Below are 24,842 nucleotides of genomic sequence, written 5' to 3' on the forward strand. Positions count from 1 at the left end.
GTTCGCTCCCTAGTCTCAGTCTTCTTGCGGCACGCCGTCCGCAATCCGGTAGTAGTCGCCCTTGGAGGCGGTAAAGATGTGCTTTTCGACGCTGAGACCGGTGTTCCCGTCGACAGCGCCCAAAGCGAAACTGGTGGTGTCTTCCCCCGTCCCCTTCCAGAACAGGAAGGAGCCGCAGCGCGGGCAGATCCCGCGCTTGGCCTGCGGCGTTGCCTCGAACCAGCTCACCGGTCCGGTGATCGTGAGGTCTGCGTCGCGCACCTGCGCAGAGGCCCAGATGCCGCCGGATTGCTTGCGGCACTGGCTGCAATGGCACATTGAGGCATTTTGCGGTTTGGCCGCAGTTTCAAAACGGATGTCGCCGCAGAGGCAGGATCCCTTGATCATAACCTTCCTCCTAATAGACCGGCGGCGCGATAACCCAGACAGCCACCGCGGGCTCTTCATAAGGGTTTGACCACTGATACGGCTCATGCTTGATCCGGAAACTGTCGCCAGGGCCAACAGTAAAGCTGCGGCCTCCGATCAGCAGATCCAGCTTGCCCGAGATCATGTAGCCGACCTCCTGTGTCGGCCGGTTCGCCGGGGTCTGCATCCGCGAGTTGGGCTGGAAGGTGGAGTGCACCATCTCGAAATCGTCGGTCAGGTCGGGGGAGAGCAATTCCTCGATCAGCCCTTCCTCACCGGAGCCCATCGGGCGGCGGGAGCCTGCACGCACGATATAGCCATGTTCATCTGCCGGGGCGCCGGAGTGGGCAAACAGCATCGACATCGGTACGCCCAGCGCTTCGGCAATCTGCCGCAGGTCGGAGATCGAGGGCTCGGACATGTCCCGTTCAACTTGGCTCAGCCAGCCGACCGAGCGGTTCAGCATCGCGGCAATATCCGACAGGGTCAGACCGCGCGCCTTGCGCAAGGCCCGGATATCCGCCCCCAGTGTCGCCGTTGCCACCGTCTGATCGTTCACCGGCTCTCTCCCCGCTCCGTGAAAAAATCCTCTCGTTTTTCACGATGGACCGAGTTCGTGAAATTTCCAAGCTTTTTTTCACGAGACGGAAGAATGCCATGAAAAAACCCAGCGCCTTCAGGCGCTGGGTGGCTTTTTCTGGTCTATAGCCCCTTGGAGTAAGGCCGCGAGGCCGGGGGCAAAGCCCCGGATATGCGAATCAGCCGCTGCTGAACACCTGCCGCAGGATTGCCTCCAGCTGGCCAGCGTCTTCCTGGGTGAAGGCATCGGACTGGTCGCTGTCGATGTCAAACACCCCGATCAGTTCTCCAGCACCGTTCCAAACCGGCAGCACCAGCTCCGAGCGTGTAGAGGACGCGCAGGCGATGTGGCCGGGAAAGGCATCGACATCCGGTACCAGTTGCACCACACCAGTGCGCGCCGCTGCGCCGCAAACGCCGCGGGAGAATGGGATCTGCAGGCAGCCATGGCCGCCCTGATAAGGCCCGATCTTCAGCAGCTCCGGTGCCACGACGCGGTAAAAGCCGGTCCAGTTGAAGCGGCCGTCCGCGTGGTGCACCTCGCAGGCCACGGTGGCCATCAGCGCCACTTCATCCGTTTCGCCTTCGGTCAGCGCCGCGATGGTCTTGGCCAGGGTTGCGTATTCAACCTGCATGTGCAGCTCTCCTGAAACGTATTGAGGGGGCTGTCTGCCCCCTCTTGACCTCACGGTCAATTCACCCCCGCGAGTATTTCGCAAAAGTGAAGATCAGACCCGCTCAATCGCAATTGCGGTACCTTCGCCACCGCCGATGCAAATCGCTGCCACGCCGCGCTTGAGGCCGCGTTTTTCAAGAGCGTTCAGCAGGGTGACCATGATCCGCGCGCCGGAGGCGCCGATCGGGTGGCCCAGCGCGCAGGCGCCGCCGTGCACGTTCACCTTATCGCGTGGGAGGCCCATTTCATGCATGAAGGCCATCGGCACCACGGCAAAGGCCTCATTCACCTCCCACAGATCAACGTCTTCGACGGTCCAGCCGATTGACTTGAGCAGTTTCTGAGCAGCCGGCACCGGAGCGGTGGTGAACCAGCCCGGCGCTTGGGCGTGGCTGGCGTGACCTAGAATGCGGGCGCGGACTTTCAGGCCTTGCGCTTCGGCAGCTTCAGCGGAGGCCAGTACCAAGGCCGCAGCTCCATCAGAAATGGAGGACGCATTGGCTGCGGTCACTGTACCGTCCTTGCGGAACGCCGGTTTCAGCGTCGGGATCTTTTCCGGGCGTGCGGATTTTGGCTGCTCATCCGCATCCGTGATGACATCGCCCTTGCGGGTTTTCACGGTCACGGCTGCGATTTCACCGTCAAACGCACCGCTTTCCTGCGCTTCCAGCGCATTGGACAGCGATTTCAGCGCATATTCGTCCTGCGCCTCACGCGTAAACTGGTATTTTTCGGCGCAATCTTCGGCAAAGGTGCCCATCAGGCGGCCCTTGTCATATGCGTCTTCCAGACCGTCCAGGAACATATGGTCGATCACCTGGCCGTGGCCGATGCGGGCGCCGCCGCGCATCTTGGGCAGCACGTAGGGCGCATTTGTCATGCTCTCCATGCCTCCTGCAATCATCGTGTCCGCCTGGCCCAGCGCAATCTGGTCAAATGCGATCATCGCCGCCTTCATACCCGAACCGCACATCTTGTTGAGCGTGGTGGCTGGCACTTCTTCGCCCAAGCCAGCAGAGAAGCCTGCCTGGCGCGCCGGTGCCTGACCCTGCCCTGCCGGCAGCACGCAGCCCATCAGCACCTCGTCCACGGTGGCAGTGCCGGCCCCTTCCAAAGCAGCCCGGATTGCCGCGCCGCCCAGCTCTGCAGCCGTCACCCCGTCATACATGCCCTGGAACCCGCCCATAGGCGTCCGGGCTGCTCCGGCGATAACAACATCTTTCATGCAATTTTCCTCCAATCGTCAAAATTATACCTACAGAAAAGTAAGCTTTGCGGTCTAGAGTACAGCCTAATGACGTTACATCCCGGGGGACTAAAATGAGCCTGACCACCACCATGACGGACGGTGCACAGATCGTCAAAGTCAATGCAGAGCGCATTGATGCCGCCATGGCCATCCAGTTCAAGGAAGACATGCGCACCGAAACCGAAGCCGGGGCCGAGCGCGTCATTCTGGACCTGTCCGAGGTGCAATTCATCGACTCCAGCGGACTTGGCGCGATTGTTGCGGCCATGAAGCAGCTGGGCGGTGGCCGCAAGCTGGATCTGGCCGGGCTGACCCCCATGGTGGAGAAAGTCTTCAGGCTGACGCGCATGGACACGATCTTTGATCTGTATAGTTCGCTGAGTGAAGCAACCGCCCCGGCCAGCGCAAATTCCTGAAGACGACTGCGCTGGCGGCGCAAAGCGAGAAATTGATGGTAAAAACCTTTGCTTGCTCGTTCACAGCCACGAATACAGATGCCCGCTCCAGCATCTCATCGGTCGTGGCCCGACTGCGGACCTTGGGTATCCCCTCGGCCCGCGCTGACGAGGTGCAAATTGCCTTAACTGAAGCCGTGAACAACGTGGTAGAGCATGCCTATGCAGACGCAACACCTGGGGATGTTCGTATCAAAGCGGAACTTACCCACGATCGGCTTTGGATCAGCATCCAGGACGCTGGTTCTCCTTTCCCGAACGGGCAACTGCCTGAAGGCAAGCCCGCCGATGTCAATGTTCCGGTCAAGAGCCTGCCCGAGGGCGGATTTGGCTGGTTCCTGATCCGGGAATTGGCCAGCCAAGTCCAGTATGAGCGGTCCGAAGGAAGCAATAATCTGACGCTCTGCTTCGAGATTCAGGTTACCAGTCCCTCTGCCGAGGCTTGAACCTGATCTTGCGTTGACGGCCTCCAACACCACTTAAACGCAACTTTAACGTTTCGCCACAATAGCGCCGCATTTCCGGCCCGCCACGGCCCAACAGGTATGCGAAACGTTACTTGTAGCTGAAACGAGCTTCCCCTGGTGCCGTGTGTTCTTGCCCCCACCAGAGCACGGCACCGGGGACATCTCTTTCAGCGCTCCCTATCTTCCCTCACCACCGTATCTCCAGTTCCTACACCCTCGCTGAGGAATTGGCTTGTTTTCCGGCGCGTGTTGCCTAGGCTCTCGGCGTCAATACGGGAAGCAAGGCCATGCGAGATTTTCATTTACCCGGACGCTCGGCAGTTTTTGCTTCCGCCGGCATGTGCGCCACCTCTCACCCGCTGGCTGCCGGTGTGGCGCTGGACATGCTAAAGCGCGGCGGCAACGCCATGGACGCTGCAGTGGCCGGGGCGGTTCTGCTGGGGATCTGCGAGCCGCAAATGACCGGGATCGGTGGCGACTGCTTTGTGCTGTTTTCGCACCCGGAGCAAGGAATTCAGGCACTTAACGGATCCGGCTTCGCCCCAGCAGGAGCCAATGCAGCCGCTTTAAGAGCACAAGGTCTTGGCGCAGTTCCGCTGGGCAGCGCGGATGCCGTTACCATCCCTTGCGCCATTGATGCATTCTGCCGCCTGGCGGAGTCCGAAGGCTGCCTTGGGCTTGATGTCCTGCTGCAACCTGCCATCCGGTACGCAGAAGAAGGCGTGCCCGTAGCGGCACGCACAGCATTTGACTGGCAGAACAGTGCCGGAACCTTAACCGGTGCGGCGCGTGACCACTTTCTGAAAGACGGAAAACCGCTAAACTCGGGTGATCTGTTCCGTGCACCCGGCCAAGCCGAGGTGCTTCGCAGGATTGCAAAGCACGGGCGTGACGCGTTTTACTTAGGTGAAGTAGCTGACGACATGGTGTCAGCACTATCGGCTGTTGGAGGTACGCACTCGCTGCAGGACTTTGCCAGTGCCTGCAGTTTCTTTACCCAACCGGTTGAAGGCTCCTACAAGGATATGGGGTTAGCCGAGCATCCTCCCAACGGCCAGGGCGCTACGGCGATCCTTCTGCTGAATATTCTTAAGCAATTTGACCTTGCAGGAATGGACCCTTTAGGTGCGGAACGCGCGCACATCGAGGCTGAGGCCGCCAAGCTGGCATATGACGCGCGCAACCGGTTTTTAGCAGATCCTGACCACACCTCCCGGCTGGAGCACATGCTGGCGCCGGAAACTGCCTCACGTCTTGCCGCTCTGATCGACCCCAAGCAGGCCATACCTGCCGCCGCGCCACTGACGGAAGCGGTTCACAAGGACACAGTTTACATCACGGTGGTGGACAAAGACCGGATGGCGGTTTCGCTGATCTATTCCATCTTCCACGGCTTTGGCTCTGGAATCGCGTCAGAAAAATTTGGCATTCTCTTGCAGAACCGCGGCGCGGGTTTCACTCTCGAAAAAGGCCACCCCAACGAGCTGGGGCCCGGCAAGCGACCAATGCATACCATCATTCCGGCAATGCTGACGCAAGATGAAGAAGTGACTATGCCTTTTGGCGTGATGGGCGGTGGATATCAGCCTGCAGGTCACGCCCGTCTGGTGTCGAACCTTCTGGATTTCGGCATGGACCTGCAATCCGCCATTGATGCCCCGCGCTGCTTTGCCGATGCTGGCTTGCTGAAGGTGGAGCGAGGCTACTCAGATGCGGTCCGCCAGCAGCTGACGGATTTGGGCCACAAAGTCGAGGTTCCAGACACTCCGCTGGGAGGTGCACAGGCAATCCGCATCCATGCTTCCGGCGTACTGGAAGGCGCCAGCGACCCGCGCAAGGACGGCTGCGCACTGGGATACTGAAAACCCGGCGTCAGACAGGCCCCTCTGAAAAATTCAGTTCAGTTGATAGTGCAGCGCATAGGCGCCGCCATCGAAGTTTCCGAACATTTCAGGCACATCAGGGTGACCAACAGGCTCTCCTGAATAGTCCGCAACCAAGTTCTGTTCGGAAACGTAGGCCACATAATAGCTTTGGTCGTTCTCCGCCAGCAAATGGTAGAAAGGCTGGTCCTTAACGGGACGGCTGTCTTCCGGGATCGCCTCATACCATTCCTCGGTATTCGAAAATTCCGGGTCAACATCAAAGACGACGCCGCGAAAGGGATGCTTCCGGTGGCGGACGACCTGCCCAAGATTGTATTTTGCGCGTGTTCTCATCATGGTCTTTATGCCCCCGTCTTTTCTAAATAGCGCGCGCTTCGGGGAAATGTCCAACTGTTGAGGCAAATTTTCGGGGAAACAGACTGTGGACTCCATTTTGACAGTACCCGGAGACGCCGTCGTGAAACGTGCAGGCAACTGACTTGGCGGATCAACCTCACAGCTGGAACTTGCCCCCGCGTAGCAGACGGCGGAACAGGCAGTTTCACCCCGAAATCACCGATTTTTTTTACCACGGCAGCTGAAATCGTTTCAGGAAATGTGATTTCCTCGCCTGCTGCAATCGGCTAAACTCGCCGCAAAACATACCCAAAACAAAATGGGCAGAGGCAATGAGCAGACTTATCAGCGCCCTCGTTCTCCTCATGGCGGTTGCGTCTTGCGGAGGCGGGCACAAAGCGCCGCCGCGCAATCTGGACAATGCTTGCAGCATCATCCAGCAGCGGCCTGAATACCTGAAGGCATTTCGCGCAACCCAGCGCCGCTGGGGCGTTCCAGTGCATGTGCAGATGGCCACGATTTATCACGAAAGCCGGTTTCGTGGTGATGCCCGCACGCCGCATCAGTACCTTCTGGGCGTGATCCCGATAGGCCGGCAATCAAGCGCCTATGGCTACAGCCAGGCGTTGGACGGCACTTGGGACGATTACCGCCACGACACTGGCCGCCGCCGTGCCAAGCGCGACCGGATCAGCGATGCCACCGACTTCATGGGCTGGTATATGCGCAAGAGCCTGGAGAAGAACGGCATCCCTCTTTATGATGCGCGCAACCAGTATCTGGCCTATCATGAGGGCCACTACGGCTACTCCCGAGGAAGCTACCGATCCAAAGCTTGGCTGATGCGCGTTGCAGGCCAGGTCGAGGCACGCGCACAAACCTATCAAGCACAGCTGGCAACCTGCCGCAAGTTCCGGTGACCCGGGCCAAAACTGGATATTGAACGCCTCTCCCCTAACATTCAGGGGGGAGGACACAGAGTATGGAACGCAGGCTCGCTGCCATTCTGGTCGCCGATATGGCCGGATACTCCCGCCTCATGGAAGAGGACGATGAGGGCGTTTTGACGCGGCAGAAAGGCCATCGCAAGGAGCTGATCGATCCCCAGATCGCGGCACACCGCGGCCATATAGTGAAAACCACCGGTGACGGCATGCTTGTTGAGTTTGCCTCTGCGCATGATGCCGTCCGTTGCGCCCTGGCGATCCAGAAGGAGATGGCGATCCGTGAGGCGGATATGCCTGAGAAAATCAGGATCCGCTACCGGATCGGGATCAACATCGGCGATGTGGTCTTCGACGGTGCGGATATCTTCGGCGACGGCATCAATGTGGCTGCCCGGTTGGAAGGTCTTGCGGAACCCGGCGGCATTAGCATCTCTGGTATCGTGCATGAAACTGTGACTGGGCAGCTTGGGGAACGTTTCCGCGACATGGGTTCACAACGGGTCAGGAACATCTCCCGTCCAGTCCGGCTTTGGCAGTGGGTTCCCGAAGCCCGTCCCGAACGTGAACCGCCGGAAGCGGCGCTGCAGCAAAGGGTCAAGTATTGCTCCTCTCCCGATGGAACCCATTTGGCCTATACCACGATCGGTAACGGGCCGCCTGTGCTGAAGGCACCGAACTGGATCAACCATATTGAATACGAGTGGCAAAGCCCTGTGTGGGGTCAGTTTCTGGCTGAATTTGCAGGCAACTGCAGCCTGACCCGCTTTGATCAGCGCGGCAACGGGCTGTCGGATTGGGAGGTGGACGAGATTTCCGAAGACCGGATGATCGACGACATGTTCACCGTTGCCAATGCCGCGGGCCTGGACCGGTTTGCCTTGTTTGGAATCAGCCAGGGCGCAGCCTTTTCCATGCGGTTCGCGGCGCAGTACCCGGAGCGGGTCAAATGCCTGATCCTGCTGGGCGGCTATGTGCGCGGACGGATGCGGCGCAAGGACCCGGAGGCGGACCGGTTCTATCAGATCGGCTACAACATGATCCGCGACGGCTGGGGATCACCCGATTCCATCTACCGGCATTTCTTCACGACCACTTACATTCCTGATGCCACTGCGGCGGAAGGTGAGTCCTTCGATGAGTTGCAGCGGCTTTCAACCAACACAAAAAATGCGCTTCGCATAGTGGAGATGAACGCGGAAATCGACGCTGCCCCCCACGCAGAAAAGGTCCGGGTCCCTACCCTTGTTTTGCATTGCGGCGGCGACCGGGCGGTGCCGGTTTCGGAAGGCCGGCTGGCGGCAAGGCTGATCCCCGGTGCCAGCTTTGTAGAACTGCCCGGCAACAATCACGGCATGGTCGGCGGGCACCCGGGATTTCAGGAATTCTTTGACGAGGCTATGCCCTTCATTCACCGCCACGCTTAACAGAGATAAGTCGCTGTTCAGCGGGACCGGCCAGTAGTCGTGAACAAGCTGGAGGACAGCTTTACGCCAGTTTCCATCGCCCCGAGAATGACGGTTGTTTTACCACCTGCGCCGTCGTGGATAACCCATTTGCGCAATTCCACGGGGCTGCCGGTGAACATCATCTCAATACTGCCATAGTCCGGATGCTCCGGGTCCTGCGCCCGCACGATGGTCGAGGTGCCGTCAAAGCTGTGCCCCACCACCATGTTGGCCCGGCCCAAGTCCACCCTGCGGTCCAGAATGATCGACAGCGGCGTCCGCTTCAGCGGGTAGGTTTCAGGCGGCTGGTTCGACTTGGGATCGTGGATCACCACCGCACCGCCGCCGGCCACCACAGTGCCGCCTCCGTTGCCATCATATTCAAACCGCATCCGCCCCGGCCGGTGCATATACAGTTTGCCTGTAGACAGGCTGCCATCGTCATTGATTTGCGTGAAAGGCGACGACGCCGTGGAAATCCCGTTCAGATAGCGGGAGATCTCGTTAAGGCTCAGTTTCTCTGCCGCCCAGGAAGCCGGGGCAATGAGGGTCAGCGCAAGCGCAAGTGCAATCCGTTTCATGGGCTCAACATAGGTACGCTGCTACAGAAGTGAAGATGCCGGACCTGCAAGGATCCGGCATCGGCAGTTTTTCGTCAGCTCACTGTTCGGGAACCAGAATTTCCCGTTTACCCACGTGGTTGGCTGCGGAAACGACGCCCTCGTCCTCCATCTGCTCAACAAGCCGCGCGGCCTTGTTGTAGCCGATTGCCAGCTTCCGCTGGATATAGGAGGTGGAACACTTGCGATCCTTGGTGACGATGGCAACAGCCGTGTCATAGAGGGCATCCTCGGTATCGGTATTGCCACCGGTGTTCAGGCCCAGAACCGCATCGATATTGTCGGCCTTGTCCTCATCCGGGCCATCCAGAACGCTTCCGACGTAATCCGGCGGACCGAATTGCTTGAGGTGGTTCACCACTTCCTCGACCTCTTCATCCGAGCAGAACGGGCCGTGGCAGCGGGTGATTTTGGCGCCGCCCGCCATATAGAGCATGTCGCCCATGCCCAATAGCTGTTCAGCACCCATCTCGCCCAGGATGGTGCGGCTGTCGACTTTTGAAGTGACCTGGAAGGAAATCCGGGTCGGGAAGTTTGCCTTGATAGTGCCGGTGATCACGTCGACCGAGGGGCGCTGGGTTGCCATAATCAAGTGGATGCCAGAGGCCCGCGCCATCTGCGCCAAACGCTGAATGCAGGCCTCGATCTCCTTGCCAGCAACCATCATCAGGTCGGCCATCTCATCGACGATTACAACGATATAAGGCAGTGCCTTGGGTTCGAACTCTTCGGTCTCAAACACCGGTTCGCCCGTATCGTCGTCAAAACCGGTCTGCACCGTACGGCTGAACATCTCGCCTTTGGCCAGCGCCTCTTTCACGCGGCCATTGTAGCCCGCGATATTTCGCACGCCCATCTTGGACATCTTGCGGTAGCGATCCTCCATCTCGCCCACCACCCACTTGAGGGCCACGACGGCCTTCTTCGGATCGGTCACAACGGGCGAGAGCAGATGCGGAATGCCGTCATAGACGGAAAGTTCCAGCATCTTGGGGTCGATCATGATCAGGCGGCATTCATCTGGTGTCAGCTTGTAAAGCAGCGACAGGATCATGGTGTTGATCGCCACCGACTTACCGGAGCCGGTCGTACCCGCGATCAGCAGGTGGGGCATTTTAGCGAGGTTCGCGACCATGGCGTCGCCGCCGATGTCCTTACCCAGCGCCAGCGGCAACGCATGGTTGCCGTCGCCGAAGTCGCGGGAGGACAGGATTTCGCGCAAAACCACCTTCTCGCGTTTCTCATTCGGCAGTTCGATGCCGATCACCGTGCGGCCAGGGACGGTCGAAACCCGAGCCGACAGCGCGGACATGGATCGCGCGATGTCATCCGCCAGGCCGATCACGCGGGAAGCCTTGAGGCCCGGCGCGGGCTCCAGCTCATACATGGTGACAACAGGGCCGGGGCGAACCGAGACGATTTCGCCCTTCACGCCATAGTCGTCCAGCACTGTCTCCAGCATCCGGGCGTTTTCTTCCAGTGCCTCGTCACTCAGATGGTGGCGTTCGATGCTGACCGGATTGGTCAGCAGGTTCAGGGGCGGCAGCTCAAAATCGCTGCTGCTGTCATCAAACGCGAGGTTGGGCTGGGCTTCCGCCTTGGCCCGCGTTGAGGGCTGCACCGGCTTGCGCGCCGGTTTCTCGACCACCGCCTTGCGCGGTTCAGCCACCGGCAGATCAACGGTCAGCCGCGGCCCCGGCGTCTTGGGCGCTTGGGGTGCGTCCTGGAGCGGAGCGGTTGCATCAGGAAGGGTCTCCGCAGGCACATGGTCCGGAGTCAGCATCTGAGGCGCGCTGTCAAAGCCGCTGCTGGCATCTTCCTGCTGAACACGTGCTTCCGGTGCCTGCGAGACATAATCTTCTTCTGCAGTCTGCCAGGACAGCGGCGACTCTTCCGGCACCGGCATTTGCGCAGCGGTCAGCGGCGGCTCCGCAGGCAGGCCGCCCTGTGCGGCCGCGGGATTGAAAATCAGCGGTGCCGGCCGTTGGCCGCGGCCCTTTGTCAGCGGCAGGTTCGGATCCAGTTCCGGCGGTGTGTCCGCCGCACGGCGTATCCTTACCGCGTTGGCGATCTTCTGTGAGATCCGGTCTTCGCCGTCTGCCCCGCCATCACTTTCTTCCGCGCCGGAGTACTGCTGGTCTGCAGCATAAACGTCTTCAGATGCCGGCGCAGCAGGTGCAGCCCTGCGAATGAGCCCCGGCACCCGCGACAGCAGCCCGCCTTTGGCGGGAGCTTCGGGCGTCTCCTCGATGCTTTCAACTGCATAGGTATCTTGCGGGTAATCCTCGAACATTTCGGGATCGTCGCCGGTGCCCGCGTAGGTGTTCGCGCCGTCGTCATGCACGCATTCGGCCCGTTCCTTGCGGTAGGTCATTGCAGCCTGCAGCCCGCTGGACGCCCCCCGGCCAAGCAAGGCCGCAACCGCGCCATAGCCTAGGATGAGGCCAACCATCACCTTGTTCAGGCCTTTCTTCACCTCAGGCCAGGTGAAACCCAGCACCACACACCCAAGCGCCAGCATGCCCGCGGCGCTCAGCAAGGACATGATTTTGACCATGAAGTGCAGGCCCACTGGCAACAGCGCCAGCAGCGCACCCAGGAAGGTGTAGCCAACCATGCCGCCAAGGCCGAAGTCATAGTTCTGCTGCCAGCTGGTGCTGGCATTCAGGGTCTCCATGTGCAGGGCCACCACAAGCAGCCATGGCACCGACAGCAAAAGCGGCCAGACTACGCGGTCCTCACCCCGGTGCAGCACAAAGCGCAGGCCCCAGGCCGACAAGAACAGCGGCATCGCCCAGCTGGCCTTGCCGAAAAGGGTGATCAGGATAAAGGAGACAGAAGCGCCCGGGCGGCCCAGCCAGTTCTGTACCGGCGCGTCGGTGGACACCGTCCAGTTCGGGTCCTCGGGCGTGTAAGAGCCCAGCATGGCCGCAACCATCAGCCCCACCAGGATCAGGGCAATCCCGATCAGTTCCTTGCCGCGCTTTTCAATGGCCGCCTGCATATTGCTGTCGAGCAGCGGATCGCGGCTGCGGGTTTGAAATGCCATGCCTACCTCAGTTCCGTTTCATTTGCCCCTGCCCCGCTGTTCACCGCGGGGTCACGGGCCTGTCCGTTCTTGGTTTTGGCTGCACGGCCCCCAGCCAAGGGCCGCTCAGCAGAATTCAGTAAAGACAGCCGCGCAGCGTGCTCAACGCTTTACGGGTGTCCTCAGCAGGGGCGACCAGCGCCACCCGGATGTAAGTCTCGCCCGGGTTCTGGCCCGGTGCACCTTGCGCCAGATAGGCGCCGGGCAGCACCCGCACCCCGGTTTCCTTCCACAGCTTCAGCGCGGCCTGCTCGCCGTTTTCCACCGGAAGCCAAAGGAAGAAGCCCGCCTCGGGCGCCATGTAGCCGTTGAGTCCGTCAAAGACCTCATCCGCAATTTTGTATTTTTCCTGATAGAGCGCACGGTTCTCCGCCACATGCGCCTCATCCGCCCAGACCCTGGCAGCGGCGGCCTGCAAGGGGCCCGGCAACGGCGCACCGGAATAGGCACGCAGCTGTTTGATCCGCTTGATGGCCTCCGGCCCGCCGGCAATCAGCCCGGAGCGCAGCCCAGGCAGGTTCGAACGTTTCGAAAGCGAGTTGAACAGCACCACCCGTTCAGGATCGGCGCTCATTTCCTGCGCAACGGTCAGCGCGCCCACGGGCGCCTCATCGCGGTAAATCTCGGAGTAGCATTCGTCCGCGAAGATGCGGAAATCGTACTTCTCAGCCAGCTGGATCAGCCGGGTCCAGTACGCGCGCGAGGCCACGGCGCCCTGCGGGTTCGCGGGCGAACAGATGTACGCAACCGCCGTACGGTTCAGAACATCCTCCGGCAGGTTTTCATAGTCCGGCAGATGGCCGGTCGCTGCTGTCGCGGGGACAAACACAGGCTCTGCCCCGACAGAAATCGTCGCCACCATGTAGACCTGGTAGAAGGGGTTCGGGACCAGCACCACGGGCTTTTGCCCGTTCTTCTGCTCCGGGCACAGCGCCATGGCGGCATTGTAGAGCCCCTCGCGGGTGCCGTTCAGCGCCATGATCTGGGCTTCAGGATCCGCAGTCACACCGTAGCGACGGTGGATCCAGTCCGAAATCGCACCGCACAGCTCCGGCGTGCCATCGTTGTTGGGGTATTGGTTAAACCCGGCGGCATTTTCTGCGATGACATCGGTGACCCAGGCCGGGAACGCATGTTTCGGCTCGCCAATGGTCATATGCACCACATCCCCGCCAGGGGTGTGATGGTCCAATAACGCCCGCAGGCGCGGAAACGCATAGGCTGGCAGGTTCGAAAACCGCTCAGGAAAATCCATATCTTATGCCTCGGTCACGGGATCATTGGCGCCCCGTTTGCGCCTCAGGTTACAGGGGGCGGGCGGACGCGTCCACCCGGTGATGCGGCCGATGGGCCGAATGTGGCTTTCAGGCCAAGGCAGCCTCGATCGCGGCGCCGGTGCGCAGCAGGGCTTCCTCGCAGTCCGGCTGCCCCAGCACCTGCAGCCCGCAGCTGGGGATGCCGGTGGGCAGCGACAGGCCGCACAGCCCCATCAGGTTGCCGATCCTGGTGTTGCGCAGCGCCATCAGGTTGGAACGGACATAATAGTCGTGGTCGTTCTGCAGCCGGTCCAGGTTGGGCGGCAGGATCGGCGAGACCGGGCTGAGCACAGCGTCAAATCCAGCCACAGCTTGATCCCAGGCCATCCGGCACTGATCCAGCTTGGCCCAGGCCGCAACATAGTCCGGGCCGCTGAACTGAGCGCCAGAGCGGAAGCGTTCGAGGATCTCCGCGTACATCAGCTGCGGAGACGCTTCGATCACATCCTTCCACAGGCCATAGGCCTCAGTCGTGTAGAGAATCGGGCTGAGGCCCATCGCCTCGTCCAGCGCAGGCACCTCCAGCGGCACGATCTCTGCCCCGGCGTTCCTCAGCCTCTGCAGCGTTTCGCAGTGGGCGGCGGCAACTGTTGGATCGAGATCGTCCTGCGCCACATTCTGGAGATCGGCGAAACGGCGGCCCTTAAGGGAGCCAGGATTGCGCAGGTCAGGACCCGCAGTCCCTTCCAGAACGCCCAGCAGCAACCCGGCATCTTCGACTGACCGGGCCAGCGGACCGATGGTGTCGAACTTCAGGCACAGGGGCACGACGCCCTCCAGCGTGATCCGGCCTGAGGTTGTCTTGAGCCCCACAAGATCGTTCCAGGCCGAGGGAATCCGGACAGAACCGCCCGTGTCAGAGCCGATTCCGCCCGCCGCCAGCCCGTAAGCCACAGACGCAGCCGCGCCGGAGGACGACCCTCCCGGAGCAGCCTCCTGGTCATTCACACAGGGTGGTGTTTCCTTGACCGGGTTGAAGCCAAGGCCAGAAAACGCGAGTTCGCTCATGTGGGTTTTGCCGAGACATACCATGCCCATGAGCGTCGCATTGGACAGCACAGCAGCATCCTGATCCGGCACTCGCCCCTTGAGCAGGTCCGAACCGGATTCGGTTGCGGTGTCGGCGCTGTCGAACAGGTCCTTCCAGCTGATCGGCACCCCATCCAAGAGCGAGCGGCGCAAACCCAAACGGGCACGCTGCTCAGCCGCTTCCGCCTCCGCCAGCGCGCGGTCATGGGTCACCTGCGTGTAGATCCGGTCTTTCAGGGGATGCGCGTCGATGGAGTCCAAATAACAACGCGTTAGTGCCACCGGACCAATCTCACCGGCTTCAATCCCGCGTCCCAGATCGGCGGCAGTCATTGTCAGCCAGTCTTGCATCAGCATCTCTCCCCTTGGCAGTTGCCGGTGACGGTAGCGGCAGCGGGACGCAGGCACAATCCCGCGCTTCCTGCATGGACAATCCCGCCAGCAGGCGCATATTGCGGGGCATGAAAAATACGTCCGATATCCTGATCGTAGGCGGCGGGCTGAATGGTCCGGCCCTGGCCCTAGCCCTGGCTCAGACCGGCCACAGCGTTACCGTGGTCGACTCGCTGACTCCAGACAAATTGGCCGACAAGTGTTTCGACGGCCGCGGCTATGCGCTGGCGCTGGCCTCGCAGCGGCTGCTGCAGCAGACCGGTGTCTGGCAGCATGTCGGGGACAACGCGCAGCCCATGCTGGAGATCAAGGTAACGGACGGCCACGCGGGCCACGGGCCATCGCCGTTCTTCATCCACTTCGATCACGCCGAACTGGAAGAAGGCCCGATGGGATACATGGTTGAAGACCGCTTCCTGCGCCGCGCCTTCCTGCAGGCCATGGAGGATGCGCCCGGGATTACTTTGGTATCGGGCCGCACAGTTGTCGGACAGGCGCCGGATCAGACCGGCGTGACAGTCACTCTGGATGACGGCGGAGAGCTGCGCGGCCAAGTGCTCGTCGGCTCCGACGGGCGCCGCAGCGGCACCGCGCAACGGGCGGGGATCAAGCGCACAGGTTGGGACTATGGCCAGACCGCGCTGGTCTGCGCCATCGACCACGAAAAACCGCACCACGGCATTGCCCACCAGTTCTTCATGCCGCCCGGGCCGCTGGCGATTCTGCCGCTGCCAGGCAACCGGTCGTCTATTGTGTGGAGCGAACGGACCGAGACCGCCAAGACGATCCACGGCCTGGATGACGCGGATTACATCCAGGCGCTGCGGCCCCGGTTCGGAGATTTCCTGGGGGAGATTTCCCTGGCCGGAAAACGCTTCACCTACCCGTTGAACCTGACCATCGCCAACAGTTTCATCGGCGACCGGATAGCGCTGATCGGCGACGCCGCGCACGGGATGCACCCGATTGCGGGTCAGGGGCTGAACGCGGGCCTGCGCGATGTTGGTGCGCTGGCTGAGGTGATCACCGAAGCCACCCGGCGCGGCGAGGACATCGGCTCCTCCCTGGTGATGGAGCGCTACCAGCAATGGCGCCGGTTCGACACCGCCTCGCTTGCAGCGGCGACTGACGTGTTCAACCGTCTGTTTTCCAATGACAACCCGCTGCTGCGGCTGGGCCGGGACATTGGCATGGGGCTTGCGGGCGCGGTCCCCGGCCTGCGCCGCGGTTTTGTGCGCGAGGCAGCGGGCTTGACCGGTGATCTGCCGAAGCTTCTGAAAGGGCAGGCGATTTAAGGGGAATTGGGGCCGCTGGCCGGATCAGTCCAGCTCGCGCGCCTCATCCACCAGCATCACCGGGATGCCGTTGCGGATCGGGAAGGCCAGATTGGCTGCACGCGAAACCAGTTCCTGCGCCTGAGCATCATACTCCAGCACGGCCTGGGTCAGCGGGCAGACAAGTGCTTCCAGCATCCGCCGGTCAAAGGCAGGCGCCTGTGTCTCGGTCATTGCAGGGTTTCCTCCTGAGAGCCGCCGCGCAGGGCAAACTCGATCAAAGTGACAAGTGTTTCCCGCCTTGTGGCAAGGCAAGGCGCCTCAAGCAAGGCCTGTTTGTCCTCAGGGTCGAATTCCAGCAGCATCGCCAGCGAGTTGATCAGCAATTCGTCATCCGCATCCTTCAGCGCTTCCCAGTCCGTGGACAGGCTGCGGGCTGAAAAGAAGCGCTCCAAAAGATCCAGAAAGGAGGGCCGGTCCAAGGTTTCATCCGCCTCGCAGCGGCCCAGATCCCTGTCAAACCCCGCCCAGCTGACGTCACAGCGCCGGTAAGGCGTAAACCCATTGGCCTCCCGGGTGATCCGGAACCGGGAAACTCCCGACAGCGTGACAAGATACCGCCCGTCCTCAGTTTCAGAGAACTGGGTAACACGCCCGGCGCAACCAATGTTATGGAGGTCTTCTCCGTTGCCGTGAGGCGGGGGGCAGGGCTGGACCATGCCGATCAGCCTCTGCCGCGTTTTCAGCGTGTCTTCAAACATTTGCAGATACCGAGGCTCAAAGATGTGCAGCGGCAGGCGCGACCGGGGCAGCAATAGCGCCCCGGGCAAGGGAAACACGGCAATCGTGTCCGGCAGATCGGCAGGCTGGATCATGGGACAGAGTGTAGTGCTACCCCGGTGTTAGGCAAATATCATTGAGCTGAGCTTGCGGCGTCCGTTCAGCACCACTGGGTCATTCGGTTTCAACGCGTCAAAAATGGTGAACAGCTGCGTCTTTGCGGCACCGTCATTCCACTCGCGGTCGCGGCGGAACAGTTCCAGAAGCTCTGTCACGGCAGCCTCAGCATCGCCTGCCGCATGCAGTGCCTGTGCCAGTTCGAAACGGGCTTGCAGATCGTCCGGGCTGGCATCCACTGCGGCGCGCAGTTCGGCCACTGGTCCGGCATTTTCTGCCTGCCGTGCCAGTTCGATCTGGGCATGGGCTGCTTCAATTTCTGCTGCAGTGGAAATTTCCGCGGGTGCGCCGTTCAGCACCGCCTCTGCCTGATCCAGATCACCCAGCGCGATGTGGGCGCGGGCCAGACCGCCATAGGCGGCAGCATTCTTGTCATCCTCACCCAGAATAGCTGCGAAGGTCTGGGCCGCATCCGCCACCGCGCCTTCGGCCAGCATCTGCTCCGCCGCTTCCAGCGCCTCTCCCAGACCGCCATCGGCAGTGCCGCCTGCGGCTTCGATCACCTTCTTCACAAAGGCATCAATTTCGGACGCCGGCAGCGCGCCCTGGAACATGTCGATGGGGCGGCCCTGCACGAAGGCCACAACTGTCGGGATCGACTGCAGTGGCAAGCCCTGCTGAGCCAGCGCCTGGGCCAAGCGCTGGTTCTCATCCACGTTGATCTTGGCCATAGTGGCCGCACCCTTAGCTTTGGTAACTGCAGCCTCCAGCATCGGGCCGAGGGTCTTACACGGGCCGCACCACGGCGCCCAGAAGTCCACGATTACGGGGGCCTTCATGGAAGCGTCTACGACATCCTGCATAAAGGTGGCTTCGGTCACGTCTTTGATCAGGTCATCCGCCGGTGCGGCATTGCCAAGAATTTCGCTCATCAGTTTGTTCTCCGCTAGGAACTTGCCCCCTATATGGAATCCTGCGCGCCGGAAACCAAGAGAGGAGTTTGCCGATGGTCAGCCGCAAGTTTGATATCTTCGCTGCATCAGAGCGGCTGATGAAGATGGATGACGCCGCTTGGGCGCGGCACGCAAACCCGTGGAGCGTCTACAGCCGGATGTCGGTACTGCCACTGATGACACTTGCCGTCTGGTCCAGAGTCTGGCTGGGCTGGGGTGCTCTGCTGCCGGTTCTGCTGGTGCTGGCGTGGATTTGGTGGAACCCGCGCGCCTTTGCCCGGCCTGCCGGCACGGACAATTGGGCCTCTCGCGGCACATTCGGCGAACGGGTATTTCTAAACCGGAAACACGTCCCTATTCCGCCCCATCACGAAAAGTGGGCAAAGGGTCTCGCCTTGGCTTCAGGCGCCGGCGTGATTCCTTGGGTTCACGGCCTGTGGGCTTTGAACCCGGGAACCGCTCTGGCCGGGCTGGTTTTGATGCTTGGCGGCAAGCTGTGGTTCGTGGACCGGATGGCCTGGCTGTATCAGGACATGCAGGATAAACATCCCGACTACGCACGATGGCTGCGCTGACCCAGACTGCTTACGCCCCCGCTGAAGGAGCGGCACAGAACGTCAGCGCAGTACCATGCCCAACTGTCACAGATCGAAGGTTGCAAAAACCGGAGCATGGTCGCTGGGCTTTTCCCAACCGCGGGCAGTTCGCAAAATTCGGCTGGAGTGGGCTGCGTTGCTGATATCAGGTGTCGCCCAGACGTGGTCGAGCCTGCGCCCTTTGTCGGCGGCATCCCAATCCTTGGCCCGGTAGCTCCACCAGCTGTAAAGACGTCCATCGGGGATATCTGCCCGCGTTACATCCGACCAGCCGCCCGCCTCCATAACTTCAGCAAAATGCTCGACCTCAATCGGGGTGTGGCTCACAACTTTCAAAAGCTTCTTGTGGTCCCAGACATCATCCTCGCGCGGGGCGATATTGAGATCGCCAACCAGGATGGACTTCTCAGGCTTCTCCGCGTGGAACCAGTCGCGCATGTCCGTGAGGTAATCCAGTTTCTGGCCGAATTTTTCGTTCTGCTCCCTGTCCGGCACATCGCCGCCTGCGGGCACATAAAAATTGTGGATAACCGCCCCGTTCTCCAGCCGGCCCGCGACGTGGCGGGCATGGCCGAGGCCGGCAAAATCCTTGTCGCCTATATCCTCAATCGGCAGCCGCGACAGGATCGCAACGCCATTGTAGCCCTTCTGGCCGCGGGCAATCATGTGCGTGTAGCCCAGAGCCGCAAAGCCCTCCACCGGGATCTTCTCCACCGGACTCTTGCATTCCTGCAGGCACAGCACATCGGGCCCTTCCTCCTGCAGCAGCTTCTGCACGATCGGCTCGCGCAGGCGGACGGAGTTGATGTTCCAGGTGGCAAGGGTAAATGGCATCGCGCGCCTCGTCATGTGATCCGGGTTCGGTGGCGATACTGCCTGCGTGGGCCCGGAAGTGCCAGAAGTGTTTTCCTCAAACGGCGCCACACAGCCGGAACAAAAAAGGCCGGGCACGCGGCCCGGCCAAGTCCAACAGGGAGGTGCATATCATAACCCGGATATGCGCGGGTACAGTATAGTTCTAAAGATGAACCTCAGGTCCCTCTTTGATCTGTCTCAACGCCATCTGCATCAGGCAACCAGGCGGTACCCACCCGATTCTGTCACCAGCAGGCGCGCATTCGAGGGATCAGGCTCAATTTTCTGCCGCAGGCGGTAGATGTGTGTTTCCAGCGTATGGGTCGTCACGCCTGCGTTATACCCCCAGACTTCATGCAGCAGCACATCGCGCGGCACCACCCCGTCGCTGGAGCGGTACAGAAACTTGAGAATATTGGTTTCCTTCTCCGTCAGCCGGATCTTGCGCTCATCCTCTGTGATCAAGAGCTTCATCGAGGGCTTGAACGTATATGGGCCAAGCGCAAAGACAGCATCCTCTGACTGCTCGTGCTGCCGCAGCTGTGCCCGGATTCTGGCCAAAAGCACAGGAAACTTGAAGGGCTTGGAGACATAGTCGTTTGCGCCAGCATCCAGACCCAGGATCGTGTCCGCATCAGTGTCGTGGCCGGTCAGCATCAGGATCGGCGCTTTTACGCCTTGCTTGCGCATCAGGCGGCACAACTCGCGCCCGTCAGTATCGGGCAGGCCGACATCCAGGATAATCAGGTCGTACAGGGCTTCCTTCGCACGCTCCATCGCGCTTTGACCATTCTCGGCCTCGAACACATCGAAGTCTTCGGTCATCACCAGTTGCTCGCTCAAGGCCTCGCGCAGGTCCTCGTCGTCATCAACCAGCAGAATTTTCTTCAGTTGCGCCATCGGCTCGCCCTCCTGTTCTCCTGACCACACATGCGCATCCCTTGCGCCCGCGGCAAGATTTGCTGCAAAACTCTCACGCCGACGTGTCCATGGCATGGAAAATGTTTCACATCCGTTGCATTTAGGCGTAAAGACAGCGAGCTTCTGTTACAAAATAACACCAGGACCCCCGCATGAGCCTGATGCCCACCATGATCGAACTGCTGGCCCGCGCCCGGGTCGATCTGCGCATGGGTCTTCCGGTAGTATTGACGGACGGCCGCGAGGCTGCGCTGGCAATTGCAGTGGAAGCTTTGACTGAGACACGCCTGTCTGACATGCGGTCCCTGGGCCCGTTGTCTTTGGCGCTAACGGCCCGCCGGGCGGAAACGCTGAAGGCGCGGGTTTACGACGAGGACACCGCCCGTGTATGCGTCCCGGAGACCGAAGGGCTGAACTGGATCCTGGCCCTGGCAGACCCGGCAGATGATCTGAACACGCCAATGAAAGGCCCGCTGTCCAGCCAGCGCGGCGGCAGCGCGGACCTGCACCGGCTGGCGATTGCCCTAGCGAAATCCGCCCGCCTTTTGCCTGCTGCCGCGCTGGTGCCCATCAGTGATCCGTCGGCCTTTGCTGCATCCCACGGCCTGACCGCCGTTTCACGACTGGCAGCTGAACCGCTGCTGAGCGAAAGCTCTCCGCTGCATCCGGTAGCAGCAGCCCGCTTGCCGATGACGGCCGCCGAAGCTGGCAGGCTCCATATCTTCCGCCCTGAAGATGGCGCTGAGGAGCACTATGCGGTGGAAATTGGCCGCCCCGACCGCAGCAAACCGGTGCTCGCCCGGCTCCATTCCGCCTGTTTCACCGGCGACGTTCTGGGGTCCCTCAAATGCGACTGCGGTCCGCAGCTGCACGGCGCACTGGCACAGATGGGCACCGAAGGCGCAGGCGTACTTTTGTACCTCAACCAGGAGGGCCGCGGCATCGGCTTGGCCAATAAGATGCGGGCCTATTCGCTGCAGGATCAGGGCTTTGACACAGTGGAAGCCAACCACCGGCTGGGCTTTGAGGATGACGAGCGGGATTTCCGGCTGGGCGCGGCCATCCTGAAGAAGATGGGCTTTTCACAGGTGAAGCTGCTAACCAATAACCCGAACAAGATCGCCATGATGGAGAAAACGGGCATTCAGGTGGCCGAACGGGTACCGCTGAAAGTTGGTGAAAATGCCCATAACCAGCATTACCTTGCCACTAAAGCCCGCAAGTCAGGACACATGCTGTAATGACTCCTGCGGATCTTGTCCTGACCCGGGCCGGCGTCCGGTTTATGGGCCGTGTATTGCCCTGCGCAATCGGTAAGGGCGGGCTGTCAGGCAACAAGCGTGAAGGCGACGGCGCAACGCCGGTCGGCACGCACAGAATCGCTGGAATGCTTTACCGTCCGGATCGCTTGTCCCGGCCGGCGCAATGGGCAAAACCCATCGGTCCCAGGGATTTATGGTCGGATGATCCCCGCCATTGCAGCTACAATCTGCAAGTGCGGGCTCCCTACGGTTTCAGCCATGAAAAACTGCGCAGGGCAGATCCGCTGTACGATCTGGTTCTGATCACCGACTGGAACTGGCCGGATGCCATTCCAGGCAGAGGGTCGGCCATCTTCATCCATCAATGGCGCCGCCCCGGTTACCCCACCGAAGGGTGTGTCGCCTTTTCCAGACAGGACCTCCATTGGCTCGCCGCCCGGGTTCAAATTGGCACACGGGTCATAGTTCCAGAACTGGCCGGGACTTGAAGCAACCCAGGCCTTTCAATGTCTTGGCAAAAGTGTTTTGAGAACTTTTGCACCTCAGTAGGTGCGGTCACCGAAAATTGCCGATCCGACCCGAACGTGCGTTGCACCAAGGGCAATTGCTGACTCGAAATCTCCACTCATACCCATCGAGAGACCTTGCAAGCCGTTGCGCTCGGCGATCTTGGCCAGCAGCGCGAAATGCAGACTCGGCTCTTCATCCACCGGCGGGATGCACATCAAGCCTTTAACCGGCAAGTCCAGCGTGCGGCACTCGGAGATAAATGAATCTGCATCGGCCGGCATCACGCCAGCCTTCTGCTCTTCTTCGCCGGTATTCACCTGCACAAAAAGGTCCGGGCATTTCCCCAGCTCCTGCGCCAGCCGGGCGATTGTATTGGCCAGCTTGGGACGGTCCAGCGAATGAATGCTGTTGAACAGCTCCATCGCCTGGCGCGCCTTGTTGGTTTGCAAGGGGCCAATTAGGTGCAGATCAATTCCGTCGAACTGCTCGGCGAACCCCGGCCATTTTCCGGCCGCTTCCTGCACCTTGTTTTCACCAAAGCAACGATGGCCTTCCTCCAGCACCGCCTGCACCCGCTCGTTCGGCTGCACCTTTGACACCGCAATCAGCTGCACGCTGCCCGGTTCACGGCCAGCCTTGCTCTCGGCCTTGGCAATTCTGGATTTGATCTCTGCAAGCGGCATGGGTCCGGCCTCATCACTGTTTGGCCGCAAAAAACACTGTTTGGCTGGAAATGTTAAGGGGCAAAAGAAAAGGGCGGATCCCGAAGGAACCCGCCCCGAAAGTCACGCTAGGCGTGCTTCAGCTTAGAAGCTGAAGTGCAGACCTGCCTGCAGGGAGTTTTCGTTGGTCGCAGCTGCGGTCTGAACGTAGCCAGCAACGAAGGTCACGCCGCCGCCGAGGTCATACTCGTAGTTGATGCCGAAGGCGGTGCCGTCGGTGCGGTCCATGCCGGCAACAACGTCGGTTTCGATGTCAGTGGAGTTCACCCAAGCAACGATGGTCGAGGCTGCGCCGATTTCAGCTTCACCCGCCAGAGTCACAGAGTCAGCTGTTTCGGTGGTGCCGTAGGACAGAGTTGCGCCGAACTGGCCGAAGTCACCGCCGACAGCAAAGAAGCCCATGCCGTCACCGGAGCTCTCGGTGGCACCGGAAGCTTTGGTCACAATGGCGCCATTGTCTTCGGACTGGTACGCACCGGTCACGAAGTAGTCACCGAAGGAGTAGCTCAGCATGATTGCGGTGCGCTCCAGGCCCTGTGCGGAACCGGCAACGGTGCCGCCGTTGGACTGCGAGTAGGACACATGGCCGGTGAAGCCGCCAGCGGAGTAGATGGCTTCAATGCCGTTACGGCCGGCACCTGCGGAGGTGAAGGTATCCCAGTTGAAGTTGTTACCGATGGCCAGGGAGTTGAAGCCCATGCCGTCGATGCCGGTGCCAACGGAGGTGGTGTTCAGGTACAGACCCGGTGCGGAGTCGATCGCGCCCCAGATGTTGCCAACGTTCACACGCAGGCCGCCGTATGCGACGTGGAACTGCGGTGCGGACCATGCTGCGGTGCCCGGAGTGCCGTCACGGCTTTCAGCCTGGGCACGGATACGGCCGCCAACGGTCACGCCGCCGTCGGTTTCGGTCGACGCGTCGAACTGCAGACGGAAACGGCTGGTGATGTTGGTGTCGGAACGGCCGGCAACAACGTCGTTTGCTTCGTTCCAGTCCAGACCAAAGCGGCCATAGCCGGACACTTTGACTTCTGCCGCGGCCATGCCTGCGGTGGCGATCAGCGCGGTAGTCGCGAAGAGAACCTTTTTCATGTTTTTCCCTCGGTTTTCTAATCCTATGCCCAAACCGGGGAATCCGGCGTGGGTATGCCAAGGGGTTTCGCTCTTTCACCCCCGTTTTGGCAAGGCTTGGGAAAGTCAGGTGAAACGATGCGGTCCGGGATGGTGCAGCTTTGCCACAGTCCGCCCCGTTCGAGCGCCGGAAACGGCCCTGATCCGCACGCAAGCAAGCTGGTTAACCTGAAAATGCCTCACAGGAGCAGAGTCATAGAAGCCAAAGCCCTTGCTCAGCCGGCGCGGCTTGCGTTAGGTGTTCGCGCAGAAATTGGCTCCGGGAGCGGTTATGAAATACGGAAAGACCCTGCGGGTAACAGTGATCAGCGCGATCTGTCTCAGCCTCGCGGCTTGCGGCGGCCGGGGCGGAAAAGCACCAGCAAGCACGGCCCGGACAACGAGCCACAAGGAAGAGGTGCAGGGTGCTGCCACCAAGTCCTCCGTCTTTGACTTTCTGAATGCCAAGCCGGACCAGACTGTGCAGGTGAACCGCTACCTTTGGACGGCCAGCCTGGATGTGCTGAGCTTCCTTCCGGTGCAGTCGGTTGATCCATTCACTGGTGTCATCGTGACTGGCTATGGCACCCCGCCTGGCGGCGGCCGCTCCTATCGGGCGACGATCCATATCAAGGACCCGGCTTTGGACGCGCGTTCCCTGAATGTCGCGCTGCAGTCCAAGGGCGGTCCGGTCAGCGCCAGCACCACTCGCGCTGTCGAGGACGCTATTCTGTCCCGCGCGCGCCAGCTGCGGATTGCAGACAAGAAACTCTGACCCCGCGCCCTCTGGAAACGCCAGCCAAACCCCATTATCAGAAGCGCCGGGCCCGAAGCCCGGCGTTTTCATG

The 24,842-nt window shown here is 60.9% G+C and carries 26 protein-coding genes; 10 read left to right on the forward strand and 16 right to left on the reverse strand.

Annotation, left to right across the window (positions count from 1 at the left end; all coding sequences use genetic code 11):
* Nucleotides 1-15 precede the first annotated feature (15 nt).
* From RA24_RS13410 to RA24_RS13425, 4 genes are all read right to left on the reverse strand, one after another.
* Complete coding sequence (locus RA24_RS13410) at nt 16-387, reverse strand: GFA family protein (RefSeq protein ID WP_039171791.1); 372 nt, start codon at nt 385-387, stop codon at nt 16-18.
* Between the two features lie 10 nt (nt 388-397).
* A complete protein-coding gene (locus RA24_RS13415; protein ID WP_019297644.1) occupies nt 398-967 on the reverse strand; it encodes a helix-turn-helix domain-containing protein in 570 nt (189 codons plus the stop codon).
* A 199-nt stretch (nt 968-1,166) separates the two neighbouring features.
* Nucleotides 1,167-1,622, reverse strand: a complete 456-nt coding sequence (locus RA24_RS13420) for a GAF domain-containing protein (RefSeq protein ID WP_039192137.1) — start codon at nt 1,620-1,622, stop codon at nt 1,167-1,169.
* Between the two features lie 93 nt (nt 1,623-1,715).
* Complete coding sequence (locus RA24_RS13425; protein ID WP_039147418.1) at nt 1,716-2,888, reverse strand: thiolase family protein; 1,173 nt, start codon at nt 2,886-2,888, stop codon at nt 1,716-1,718.
* A gap of 95 nt (nt 2,889-2,983) precedes the next feature.
* On the opposite strand from RA24_RS13425, the gene RA24_RS13430 reads away from it, so the two are divergent.
* The 3 genes from RA24_RS13430 (at nt 2,984) to RA24_RS13440 (ending at nt 5,696) form a co-directional block, all read left to right on the forward strand.
* Nucleotides 2,984-3,328, forward strand: a complete 345-nt coding sequence (locus RA24_RS13430; protein ID WP_019297641.1) for an STAS domain-containing protein — start codon at nt 2,984-2,986, stop codon at nt 3,326-3,328.
* A 35-nt stretch (nt 3,329-3,363) separates the two neighbouring features.
* On the forward strand, nt 3,364-3,813 hold the full coding sequence (locus tag RA24_RS13435) for an ATP-binding protein (RefSeq protein ID WP_019297640.1): 450 nt from the start codon (nt 3,364-3,366) through the stop codon (nt 3,811-3,813).
* Between the two features lie 308 nt (nt 3,814-4,121).
* A complete protein-coding gene (locus RA24_RS13440; RefSeq protein WP_039192140.1) occupies nt 4,122-5,696 on the forward strand; it encodes a gamma-glutamyltransferase family protein in 1,575 nt (524 codons plus the stop codon).
* A 33-nt stretch (nt 5,697-5,729) separates the two neighbouring features.
* Here the strand turns inward: RA24_RS13440 and hspQ are convergent, their stop codons facing one another.
* The gene (gene hspQ / locus RA24_RS13445) at nt 5,730-6,056 is read right to left on the reverse strand and encodes a heat shock protein HspQ (RefSeq protein WP_039147423.1); all 327 of its coding nucleotides are present in this window, start codon (nt 6,054-6,056) and stop codon (nt 5,730-5,732) included.
* Nucleotides 6,057-6,388: 332 nt separating this feature from the next.
* Between hspQ and RA24_RS13450 the strand changes: the two genes are divergently transcribed.
* Both RA24_RS13450 and RA24_RS13455 read left to right on the forward strand, forming a co-directional pair.
* Nucleotides 6,389-6,976 carry a transglycosylase SLT domain-containing protein gene (locus RA24_RS13450; RefSeq protein ID WP_019297637.1) on the forward strand — a complete coding sequence of 196 codons (588 nt, stop codon included), beginning with the start codon at nt 6,389-6,391 and terminating at the stop codon, nt 6,974-6,976.
* Between the two features lie 62 nt (nt 6,977-7,038).
* Nucleotides 7,039-8,427 (forward strand): alpha/beta fold hydrolase, encoded by a 1,389-nt coding sequence (locus RA24_RS13455; RefSeq protein ID WP_039192143.1) that lies wholly within the window; start codon nt 7,039-7,041, stop codon nt 8,425-8,427.
* A gap of 17 nt (nt 8,428-8,444) precedes the next feature.
* On the opposite strand, the gene RA24_RS13460 is transcribed toward RA24_RS13455, so the two are convergent.
* The 4 genes from RA24_RS13460 to RA24_RS13475 all read right to left on the reverse strand — a co-directional run bounded on the left by RA24_RS13460 (nt 8,445) and on the right by RA24_RS13475 (nt 14,852).
* A complete protein-coding gene (locus RA24_RS13460) occupies nt 8,445-9,029 on the reverse strand; it encodes a LolA family protein (protein ID WP_019297635.1) in 585 nt (194 codons plus the stop codon).
* Nucleotides 9,030-9,108: 79 nt separating this feature from the next.
* Nucleotides 9,109-12,117 carry a DNA translocase FtsK gene (locus RA24_RS13465; RefSeq protein ID WP_039171803.1) on the reverse strand — a complete coding sequence of 1,003 codons (3,009 nt, stop codon included), beginning with the start codon at nt 12,115-12,117 and terminating at the stop codon, nt 9,109-9,111.
* 115 nt (nt 12,118-12,232) lie between these two features.
* Nucleotides 12,233-13,411: an aminotransferase class I/II-fold pyridoxal phosphate-dependent enzyme gene (locus tag RA24_RS13470; RefSeq protein ID WP_039192145.1), complete on the reverse strand. Its 1,179-nt coding sequence runs from the start codon at nt 13,409-13,411 to the stop codon at nt 12,233-12,235.
* 109 nt (nt 13,412-13,520) lie between these two features.
* Entirely contained in the window at nt 13,521-14,852 is a 1,332-nt protein-coding gene (locus RA24_RS13475) for an amidase (protein WP_039192481.1), read from the reverse strand.
* Nucleotides 14,853-14,962: 110 nt separating this feature from the next.
* Here RA24_RS13475 and RA24_RS13480 point away from each other — a divergent pair, with 110 nt between their 5' ends.
* Entirely contained in the window at nt 14,963-16,189 is a 1,227-nt protein-coding gene (locus tag RA24_RS13480; RefSeq protein WP_039192148.1) for an FAD-dependent monooxygenase, read from the forward strand.
* A gap of 24 nt (nt 16,190-16,213) precedes the next feature.
* Here RA24_RS13480 and RA24_RS13485 read toward each other — a convergent pair whose 3' ends face one another.
* From RA24_RS13485 to RA24_RS13495, 3 genes are read right to left on the reverse strand one after another with little or no spacing between them, the layout of a single operon-like run.
* Nucleotides 16,214-16,402: a Trm112 family protein gene (locus RA24_RS13485; protein ID WP_029204960.1), complete on the reverse strand. Its 189-nt coding sequence runs from the start codon at nt 16,400-16,402 to the stop codon at nt 16,214-16,216.
* Nucleotides 16,399-17,043, reverse strand: a complete 645-nt coding sequence (locus RA24_RS13490) for an LON peptidase substrate-binding domain-containing protein (protein ID WP_019297629.1) — start codon at nt 17,041-17,043, stop codon at nt 16,399-16,401. Before RA24_RS13490 ends, RA24_RS13485 begins: the two co-directional genes overlap by 4 nt.
* Before the next feature lie 27 nt (nt 17,044-17,070).
* Nucleotides 17,071-17,997: a tetratricopeptide repeat protein gene (locus tag RA24_RS13495; protein ID WP_019297628.1), complete on the reverse strand. Its 927-nt coding sequence runs from the start codon at nt 17,995-17,997 to the stop codon at nt 17,071-17,073.
* A gap of 74 nt (nt 17,998-18,071) precedes the next feature.
* On the opposite strand from RA24_RS13495, the gene RA24_RS13500 reads away from it, so the two are divergent.
* Nucleotides 18,072-18,593 carry a DUF6653 family protein gene (locus RA24_RS13500; RefSeq protein ID WP_039171811.1) on the forward strand — a complete coding sequence of 174 codons (522 nt, stop codon included), beginning with the start codon at nt 18,072-18,074 and terminating at the stop codon, nt 18,591-18,593.
* A 66-nt stretch (nt 18,594-18,659) separates the two neighbouring features.
* Here the strand turns inward: RA24_RS13500 and RA24_RS13505 are convergent, their stop codons facing one another.
* Both RA24_RS13505 and RA24_RS13510 read right to left on the reverse strand, forming a co-directional pair.
* The gene (locus RA24_RS13505) at nt 18,660-19,448 is read right to left on the reverse strand and encodes an exodeoxyribonuclease III (protein ID WP_039192151.1); all 789 of its coding nucleotides are present in this window, start codon (nt 19,446-19,448) and stop codon (nt 18,660-18,662) included.
* A 234-nt stretch (nt 19,449-19,682) separates the two neighbouring features.
* Nucleotides 19,683-20,369: a response regulator transcription factor gene (locus RA24_RS13510; protein ID WP_019297625.1), complete on the reverse strand. Its 687-nt coding sequence runs from the start codon at nt 20,367-20,369 to the stop codon at nt 19,683-19,685.
* A 173-nt stretch (nt 20,370-20,542) separates the two neighbouring features.
* On the opposite strand from RA24_RS13510, the gene ribA reads away from it, so the two are divergent.
* Together ribA and RA24_RS22015 are read left to right on the forward strand one after the other, a co-directional pair.
* On the forward strand, nt 20,543-21,631 hold the full coding sequence (gene ribA / locus RA24_RS13515) for a GTP cyclohydrolase II (RefSeq protein WP_019297624.1): 1,089 nt from the start codon (nt 20,543-20,545) through the stop codon (nt 21,629-21,631).
* A complete protein-coding gene (locus tag RA24_RS22015; RefSeq protein WP_082020368.1) occupies nt 21,631-22,140 on the forward strand; it encodes a L,D-transpeptidase family protein in 510 nt (169 codons plus the stop codon). The genes ribA and RA24_RS22015 overlap by 1 nt, the downstream gene beginning before the upstream one ends.
* Before the next feature lie 54 nt (nt 22,141-22,194).
* Here the strand turns inward: RA24_RS22015 and RA24_RS13520 are convergent, their stop codons facing one another.
* Both RA24_RS13520 and RA24_RS13525 read right to left on the reverse strand, forming a co-directional pair.
* Nucleotides 22,195-22,845 (reverse strand): YggS family pyridoxal phosphate-dependent enzyme, encoded by a 651-nt coding sequence (locus RA24_RS13520; RefSeq protein ID WP_039192154.1) that lies wholly within the window; start codon nt 22,843-22,845, stop codon nt 22,195-22,197.
* 123 nt (nt 22,846-22,968) lie between these two features.
* On the reverse strand, nt 22,969-23,976 hold the full coding sequence (locus RA24_RS13525; RefSeq protein WP_039147439.1) for a porin: 1,008 nt from the start codon (nt 23,974-23,976) through the stop codon (nt 22,969-22,971).
* Between the two features lie 310 nt (nt 23,977-24,286).
* Between RA24_RS13525 and RA24_RS13530 the strand changes: the two genes are divergently transcribed.
* The gene (locus RA24_RS13530) at nt 24,287-24,769 is read left to right on the forward strand and encodes a DUF3576 domain-containing protein (protein ID WP_039147440.1); all 483 of its coding nucleotides are present in this window, start codon (nt 24,287-24,289) and stop codon (nt 24,767-24,769) included.
* Nucleotides 24,770-24,842: the final 73 nt, after the last annotated feature.

Source organism: Leisingera sp. ANG-M6 (assembly GCF_000813905.1).
Taxonomy (GTDB): Bacteria; Pseudomonadota; Alphaproteobacteria; order Rhodobacterales; family Rhodobacteraceae; genus Leisingera.

Excerpts from the sequence above, each read along its gene's own strand:
- RA24_RS13435 (WP_019297640.1), top strand. The coding sequence starts at position 3,364 with ATGGTAAAAACCTTTGCTTGCTCGTTCACAGCCACGAATACAGATGCC.
- RA24_RS13465 (WP_039171803.1), bottom strand. The coding sequence starts at position 12,117 with ATGGCATTTCAAACCCGCAGCCGCGATCCGCTGCTCGACAGCAATATG.
- RA24_RS13450 (WP_019297637.1), top strand. The coding sequence starts at position 6,389 with ATGAGCAGACTTATCAGCGCCCTCGTTCTCCTCATGGCGGTTGCGTCT.
- RA24_RS13470 (WP_039192145.1), bottom strand. The coding sequence starts at position 13,411 with ATGGATTTTCCTGAGCGGTTTTCGAACCTGCCAGCCTATGCGTTTCCG.
- RA24_RS13425 (WP_039147418.1), bottom strand. The coding sequence starts at position 2,888 with ATGAAAGATGTTGTTATCGCCGGAGCAGCCCGGACGCCTATGGGCGGG.
- RA24_RS13410 (WP_039171791.1), bottom strand. The coding sequence starts at position 387 with ATGATCAAGGGATCCTGCCTCTGCGGCGACATCCGTTTTGAAACTGCG.
- RA24_RS13455 (WP_039192143.1), top strand. The coding sequence starts at position 7,039 with ATGGAACGCAGGCTCGCTGCCATTCTGGTCGCCGATATGGCCGGATAC.
- RA24_RS13530 (WP_039147440.1), top strand. The coding sequence starts at position 24,287 with ATGAAATACGGAAAGACCCTGCGGGTAACAGTGATCAGCGCGATCTGT.
- RA24_RS22015 (WP_082020368.1), top strand. The coding sequence starts at position 21,631 with ATGACTCCTGCGGATCTTGTCCTGACCCGGGCCGGCGTCCGGTTTATG.
- RA24_RS13430 (WP_019297641.1), top strand. The coding sequence starts at position 2,984 with ATGAGCCTGACCACCACCATGACGGACGGTGCACAGATCGTCAAAGTC.
- ribA (WP_019297624.1), top strand. The coding sequence starts at position 20,543 with ATGAGCCTGATGCCCACCATGATCGAACTGCTGGCCCGCGCCCGGGTC.
- RA24_RS13490 (WP_019297629.1), bottom strand. The coding sequence starts at position 17,043 with ATGATCCAGCCTGCCGATCTGCCGGACACGATTGCCGTGTTTCCCTTG.
- RA24_RS13520 (WP_039192154.1), bottom strand. The coding sequence starts at position 22,845 with ATGCCGCTTGCAGAGATCAAATCCAGAATTGCCAAGGCCGAGAGCAAG.
- RA24_RS13510 (WP_019297625.1), bottom strand. The coding sequence starts at position 20,369 with ATGGCGCAACTGAAGAAAATTCTGCTGGTTGATGACGACGAGGACCTG.
- RA24_RS13475 (WP_039192481.1), bottom strand. The coding sequence starts at position 14,852 with ATGCAAGACTGGCTGACAATGACTGCCGCCGATCTGGGACGCGGGATT.
- hspQ (WP_039147423.1), bottom strand. The coding sequence starts at position 6,056 with ATGATGAGAACACGCGCAAAATACAATCTTGGGCAGGTCGTCCGCCAC.
- RA24_RS13525 (WP_039147439.1), bottom strand. The coding sequence starts at position 23,976 with ATGAAAAAGGTTCTCTTCGCGACTACCGCGCTGATCGCCACCGCAGGC.
- RA24_RS13485 (WP_029204960.1), bottom strand. The coding sequence starts at position 16,402 with ATGACCGAGACACAGGCGCCTGCCTTTGACCGGCGGATGCTGGAAGCA.
- RA24_RS13440 (WP_039192140.1), top strand. The coding sequence starts at position 4,122 with ATGCGAGATTTTCATTTACCCGGACGCTCGGCAGTTTTTGCTTCCGCC.
- RA24_RS13480 (WP_039192148.1), top strand. The coding sequence starts at position 14,963 with ATGAAAAATACGTCCGATATCCTGATCGTAGGCGGCGGGCTGAATGGT.
- RA24_RS13420 (WP_039192137.1), bottom strand. The coding sequence starts at position 1,622 with ATGCAGGTTGAATACGCAACCCTGGCCAAGACCATCGCGGCGCTGACC.
- RA24_RS13500 (WP_039171811.1), top strand. The coding sequence starts at position 18,072 with ATGGTCAGCCGCAAGTTTGATATCTTCGCTGCATCAGAGCGGCTGATG.
- RA24_RS13505 (WP_039192151.1), bottom strand. The coding sequence starts at position 19,448 with ATGCCATTTACCCTTGCCACCTGGAACATCAACTCCGTCCGCCTGCGC.
- RA24_RS13495 (WP_019297628.1), bottom strand. The coding sequence starts at position 17,997 with ATGAGCGAAATTCTTGGCAATGCCGCACCGGCGGATGACCTGATCAAA.
- RA24_RS13460 (WP_019297635.1), bottom strand. The coding sequence starts at position 9,029 with ATGAAACGGATTGCACTTGCGCTTGCGCTGACCCTCATTGCCCCGGCT.